The sequence below is a fragment of the Lentihominibacter sp. genome, from assembly GCF_046951855.1.
Lineage (GTDB): Bacteria > Bacillota > Clostridia > Peptostreptococcales > Anaerovoracaceae > Lentihominibacter > Lentihominibacter hominis.
Genome location: NZ_JBKTXS010000042.1, coordinates 7735 through 13033 on the forward strand (window position 1 = coordinate 7735; position 5299 = coordinate 13033).

Sequence of the window (5299 nt, forward strand, 5' to 3'; positions counted from 1 at the left end):
GTGGTTTCTGTGTTTGACCTGCGCGCCGTATCATAGATACGGGCAGGTCATAAAAAAACTCAGAAAACGCATTTGTTTTCTGAGTTTCTATTTAGTTACATAGTTTTGGCCGTATAGGCTTTTTTCTCAAGGGCTATTTTTGCTTTTTCGAGTAATGTAAGACTTCGCTGTTCGTCTTCAGCATCGATAAGAACTGCAAAATTACAACTGTCTCTCAGATATACCGGTGCTCTGACGATTCTATTGCTCACCTGATACCTTGCCAAAAGCTGTGATGCCGTAGAAACAACATAATAGCCGGAAAAGAAAAGATAGCATTTTTTATTATTCAAAGGGATTCCTCCCATCTATCAGATTTATATAAGTTTTTTAATCATACGAATGTATGTAGTCATAAAATCTGCACGCTTTATCTCTCTATCAGAAACAAGATCATATTCGGCTTCTTTTTCTTCTCCGTTATATATGATCATACTGCCCACTTTTCCACCCTTTTCTATTGGTAACTTGAGATCATCATATATTTCGATTTTTTTCTTTATATTGTCCTTACTGCCTTTTTTTACTGTGATTCCCAGATCATCTTCAGCTACAGCAGAAAATTTTACTTCATCACCTTTCGATACAGATACATCCTTTATTTTCTCACCTTTTTCAGCAAACTGCACTGTCTGATAATTGGCAAATCCATAATCCAGAAGCTTCGCCATCTCGGCAAACCTTATTTTGCTCGTTTCACACCCAAGTACCACTGCTATAAGTCTTGTTGAATCTCTTTCTGCAGCACCTGAAAGACAATAACCTGCATCCTGTGTAAAACCGGTCTTGACACCTATTGCTCCGCTATAATTTCTGATTAACTTATTTGTATTAGTCAGGGTAAATTTGCTTTCCTTTCCGGGAAGTCCTACCTTGATATCTTCTTGCCATGCCGTAAACCATTCTCGTGCATTTTCAAATTTCATAAGCTCTCTGGATATCATTCCTATATCATATGCACAGGAATAATGCTTTGCTACAGGAAGGCCATTGGTATTCACAAAATGACTATCCTTAAGACCCATTTTATTTGCACGTTGGTTCATCAGCTCCACGAAACTTTCCACACTTCCACTAAGATGCTCTGCGAGAGCAACACAGGTAGCGTTTAATTTTTCTATAGTTTGGGAACAATTTTTACTGATGAAAATAAAATAATATGTCTACTTCTTTATTTTCGTGAACTTCTATTCTCTGAATTAATTCCGATACAACTTCTTTATTCAGAGTATCAATTGACATATGATTTTTAAATTTATTAATCCATCTGATTAAAGCCAGATCCTGCTCATCAGACGAATTTTCTTTTTTCTTTTGTAATTGCTCAATTTTATTTTTAAAAAAGGCTATTTGATCATTATATTTTTTCTTTAAAAGAAGATATTCATCTTTTGATACTATATTATCTATATAGCTCTCATAAAGCTTTTCTTTATATGTATTAAGCTTTTTTAACTCATCGTTTACATGCTCTAATTCACTTTCTATATTAGAAACTACTTTTTTAAACTCAATAGATTTTATCCTTTCAATTTCTTCTTCTTGTAAAATCCGCTCTCCTTCTTTATGTATAGCAGATAAAACTATATCTATCAAAACTTTTTCATGAATTTTATGGCTTGTACATGTTAAATTCCCATGAGCTTTATAAGTTTTACATACGTAATATCTTTCTTTAGGTTTATTTTTACTTCTGGTAAGAGCTCGCACCATCGTTTTTCCACAATCTGCACAAAATAATCGTCTTGCAAAAATAGAATCATCTTTTTCAATAGCTTTAACAGGAACACTTTTCTTACGTTTAATCTCCTGAGCCATCTCAAATGTAACCTTATCTATTATAGGGACATGTGTATTTTCAACTCTAATCCAATCTTTCTTGTCCACTGTCTTTTTACGTTTTGACTTAAATGAAGTTTTTACTGCCTTATTCTGAATTATATTTCCAATATAAACTTCATTTTCTAAAATCCCTTTCACAGTTTGAGAAACCCAACATTTATCTGACTCCCTCTCATGTGGATTATAATAATTCTGCTTTAATTGTGTTCTTTTATAGATAGCAGGTCTAAGAACCCCTTCTTCTGTAAGAATTCTTGCAATTTTACTTTTACCCATCCCGGCCAAATAAAGTGAAAAAATAAACCTTACTACATTTGCTGCATAATCATCTGGAATTAAACGATGATGATTGTTTGGGTCTTTAATATATCCATATGGAGCTGACGAACCTATAAATTCGCCTCTAAGCTGCTTAATACGAAAGCTCGCTTTTATATTAGCAGACAAATCCTCACAATACCATTCATTTATCAATCCATTTATTTGCCTTGCTTTTTTATTTCCTAAAACATTAGTATCTACATTATCTACAACACCTATAAAACGTATTCCCCATTCAACAAAATCATGATGAAGGTATCTTTCTAAATGCTCTATATTTCTTGTAAATCTTGCTTGAGTTTTTGCAATAACAATTTCAAAACGTCCTAATTTAGCATCCTCTATAAGTTTATTAAACTCCGGACGATCAGCATATAATCCACTATAATCATCATCCCGATATATTTTTGCGATCCTAAAATTATGTTGTTTTGCATATTCAATTAGCATCGATTCTTGATTTTTTATAGATTCACTATAATCACTTTCTTTTTTTTCAATATCTTCTTTAGATAGCCTACAATAAATTGCAGCTCTACTTTTCATTCCTCCTCCTTCTCAGTATTAAGATTTTGAATTGTTTAATTTAGAAAGCTGAGCTTTTAAAATTAACTTTTGAATAACGTTTTCCATACATTCATTTAATGGCCGATTACCATATTTTACATTTACGTTATATTCATTTTCTTTTTTCACTTCATTTTTCATACAAAACCTCCTATTTGTTTATACGTTTACAATATATTAATAAATAAAGGTAATTATTCACATAATAAACACTTACTAAATATAAATATTCATACTATACTTATCAATAGACTTTATAATGATAATGTCATCTTTCTTTGCAACTTTTAAAAGCTCTTTGTACGCAGTACGATTAAAATCTTTTACCGACTGCTTATCAAAATGAATTTTTTCTTTTTTCATACCTAAATTACAAAGAGCTTCAATTTGTCTTTCAAGTTTTTGTTCTTTACTGCTTACTCTTGAATATCCACATTTAATCATTCTCATTACCTCCAAATTTATATAAATATTATTTAGAGGCATTATAAGTTTATTGACTTATTTACCAGAATAATCTGCATAAAAAATAGCAACTATCACAGCTGCCATTTATCATTTTATTATTGCCATTCTTTAAAATTTTTCACCGCTTTATTATTTCTCCAAAACTTATCCATATCAGTAGAAATATACGAAACCAAGGCATCAGTTCCAATATTTTTTAAATTTGATGCCTTCAGTATTTCCTGACCATCTTCTACTAAAGTTGCCAGTATAGTCCAAGAACTTCTTACGCAAGGCCCCATCGTCTCCTATAATGTACTTCCGCAGCTATTACAATCCGGAAAATCAGAAAATTCAGCCTAAAATCCATCTTCTTCATGAAATATAGCAGGATATACTTCTAACATAATATACACTTCTTTCAATACAAAGAAAGCCTATTTAAGATTGGTATGTCGGCATTGTATACTGGAATCACTTCAATCCGATTGCCTTTTTCATTAAATGATGACTTCCTTTTTAAGGTAAACCGGGTATACCGTCTGGTCTGTTCGTACTCCGCACGGATTTACTTCTGTGTACTGTACTGAAAGACTTCCTCCTGTATCTATTCCGGCAACAGAGAGAGGACAGCGGCAAGTTCATCTCCATAGAGAACAACGATCTGCCCGCATGTGATAAAACATTCCAATACTCTGTTGTTATTTGATAAGCCATCTGTAATCCTGTCTGCAATCTACTATATAGTCAGCATAAACGATGTCATCAATTATCTGGAAAATTATCATATAACGTTTTTCAAACAGGATAAAACGGTAGGCATTTCTGGGGATATATTTCCCTGTGAGCCACGGACATCTCTGAGGCATCAGTTCTAATGAATTTGCTGTCTTTTCAAACTCTACAGTCAAGCGTTCCGCTACCTCTGGACTAACCTGTGCCAGAAATGCGGCGTATGAAACAAGCATCTGCGTTGCCCGTTTCGATACAATCACATGGTATTTATTCTGCTTTTCCACGATCTGACGCCTCCTTGATTGCACTACGCATCATAGCAGCGACTTCATCGACAGAGTATCCTTTGCTTCCACGTATCCTATCTTCCTCGACAGCAAGCAGTTCTTCACGGAGCTTCAGCATTTTTTCCCTGCGGTTGTAAGTTTCAATGTCCATAACGACTAAATCGCCCTCACCGTTCTTGGTAAGGAAAACCGGTTCTTCGGTCTTTCGGCACATATCGGCAATCTCGTTATAGTTCTGACGGATGGCTGCAGATGGTCGAATATTCATAGCTTAACTCTCCCTTTATTTTCATATCAATATTATATATATATTATATCTTTTTACGACTATGAGATCAAATATATTTATCTTATCCACTCAGCTCCAACACATTTTGCAAAAATCTGTTCCCATCCGTTGACCTCTAAAGACACGGAAGATTTCATTGCCATCATATACACAATTTCTTTCGCAAGCATATCTATGAATTTTGCAGGAAATTTATTCAAATCAAAGCTGTACGTTTCGCTTTCCTTTTTGCAATTATTTCAAGTGACACATAATGCCTTTTATCCACATTCTCTTCAAAAATATTGTCTAAAACTTTCTTTTATGTCAAATCTCCAATCCATTAATGCTGGTAGTAAGTGAAACTGGAGCGTGATGATCTTTTGGACTGTCCTACCCCAGTTGGTTTTCTATATTTAAGGAAAAATTCATAGTCAAGTATGAAAACATACTTGACTATGAGTACGATTTCATACTATAATGAAAGCCATTTAAGTATGAAATCGTACTAAGGAGGTAAGTTTATGCAGGGAAAAGCAAGTGAAATACAACGGGATTTCAACAAATTTGACAAAGAAATTGATGAATTATACCATGAGACAGCGTTGAAAATGGGGATTTCGGATAGTGCATTTTGTATCTTTTATATTCTTTACGATCTGGGAGATGGCTGTCTGCAAAAGGATATTTGCCACGAAGCTTTTCAAAATAAACAGACAGTCAATTCTTCCATTCGAAAGCTGGTACAAGAGGGATACATTTATCTAAAACAGGGACGAGGACGGGATAAACA

The 5299-nt window shown here is 33.8% G+C and carries 9 protein-coding genes; 1 reads left to right on the forward strand and 8 read right to left on the reverse strand.

Annotated features, from left to right (window positions below; all coding sequences use genetic code 11):
- Nucleotides 1-95: 95 nt before the first annotated feature.
- The 8 genes from ACLR96_RS09305 to ACLR96_RS09340 all read right to left on the reverse strand — a co-directional run bounded on the left by ACLR96_RS09305 (nucleotide 96) and on the right by ACLR96_RS09340 (nucleotide 4506).
- Nucleotides 96-332: a putative Se/S carrier-like protein gene (locus tag ACLR96_RS09305; protein ID WP_177268643.1), complete on the reverse strand. Its 237-nt coding sequence runs from the start codon at nucleotides 330-332 to the stop codon at nucleotides 96-98.
- Nucleotides 333-356: 24 nt separating this feature from the next.
- Entirely contained in the window at nucleotides 357-1190 is an 834-nt protein-coding gene (locus ACLR96_RS09310) for a D-alanyl-D-alanine carboxypeptidase family protein (protein ID WP_412265741.1), read from the reverse strand.
- Complete coding sequence (locus ACLR96_RS09315; protein WP_177268647.1) at nucleotides 1177-2748, reverse strand: recombinase family protein; 1572 nt, start codon at nucleotides 2746-2748, stop codon at nucleotides 1177-1179. The genes ACLR96_RS09310 and ACLR96_RS09315 overlap by 14 nt, the downstream gene beginning before the upstream one ends.
- Nucleotides 2749-2766: 18 nt before the next feature.
- A complete protein-coding gene (locus ACLR96_RS09320; protein WP_177268649.1) occupies nucleotides 2767-2910 on the reverse strand; it encodes a hypothetical protein in 144 nt (47 codons plus the stop codon).
- A gap of 75 nt (nucleotides 2911-2985) precedes the next feature.
- Nucleotides 2986-3213, reverse strand: a complete 228-nt coding sequence (locus ACLR96_RS09325; protein ID WP_177268651.1) for a recombinase family protein — start codon at nucleotides 3211-3213, stop codon at nucleotides 2986-2988.
- A 119-nt stretch (nucleotides 3214-3332) separates the two neighbouring features.
- A complete protein-coding gene (locus ACLR96_RS09330) occupies nucleotides 3333-3518 on the reverse strand; it encodes a hypothetical protein (RefSeq protein ID WP_177268653.1) in 186 nt (61 codons plus the stop codon).
- A 399-nt stretch (nucleotides 3519-3917) separates the two neighbouring features.
- A complete protein-coding gene (locus tag ACLR96_RS09335; RefSeq protein WP_177268655.1) occupies nucleotides 3918-4235 on the reverse strand; it encodes a type II toxin-antitoxin system RelE/ParE family toxin in 318 nt (105 codons plus the stop codon).
- Entirely contained in the window at nucleotides 4219-4506 is a 288-nt protein-coding gene (locus ACLR96_RS09340) for a type II toxin-antitoxin system Phd/YefM family antitoxin (RefSeq protein WP_177268657.1), read from the reverse strand. The genes ACLR96_RS09335 and ACLR96_RS09340 overlap by 17 nt, the downstream gene beginning before the upstream one ends.
- A 524-nt stretch (nucleotides 4507-5030) precedes the next feature.
- Between ACLR96_RS09340 and ACLR96_RS09345 the strand changes: the two genes are divergently transcribed.
- The coding region (locus ACLR96_RS09345; protein ID WP_412265736.1) for a MarR family transcriptional regulator at nucleotides 5031-5299 on the forward strand (269 nt) is incomplete at its 3' end.

Bases quoted from the DNA above. Each gene is read 5' to 3' on its own strand.
- ACLR96_RS09340 (WP_177268657.1), bottom strand. From the start codon at position 4,506: ATGAATATTCGACCATCTGCAGCCATCCGTCAGAACTATAACGAGATT.
- ACLR96_RS09330 (WP_177268653.1), bottom strand. From the start codon at position 3,518: ATGGGGCCTTGCGTAAGAAGTTCTTGGACTATACTGGCAACTTTAGTA.
- ACLR96_RS09325 (WP_177268651.1), bottom strand. From the start codon at position 3,213: ATGATTAAATGTGGATATTCAAGAGTAAGCAGTAAAGAACAAAAACTT.
- ACLR96_RS09320 (WP_177268649.1), bottom strand. From the start codon at position 2,910: ATGAAAAATGAAGTGAAAAAAGAAAATGAATATAACGTAAATGTAAAA.
- ACLR96_RS09315 (WP_177268647.1), bottom strand. From the start codon at position 2,748: ATGAAAAGTAGAGCTGCAATTTATTGTAGGCTATCTAAAGAAGATATT.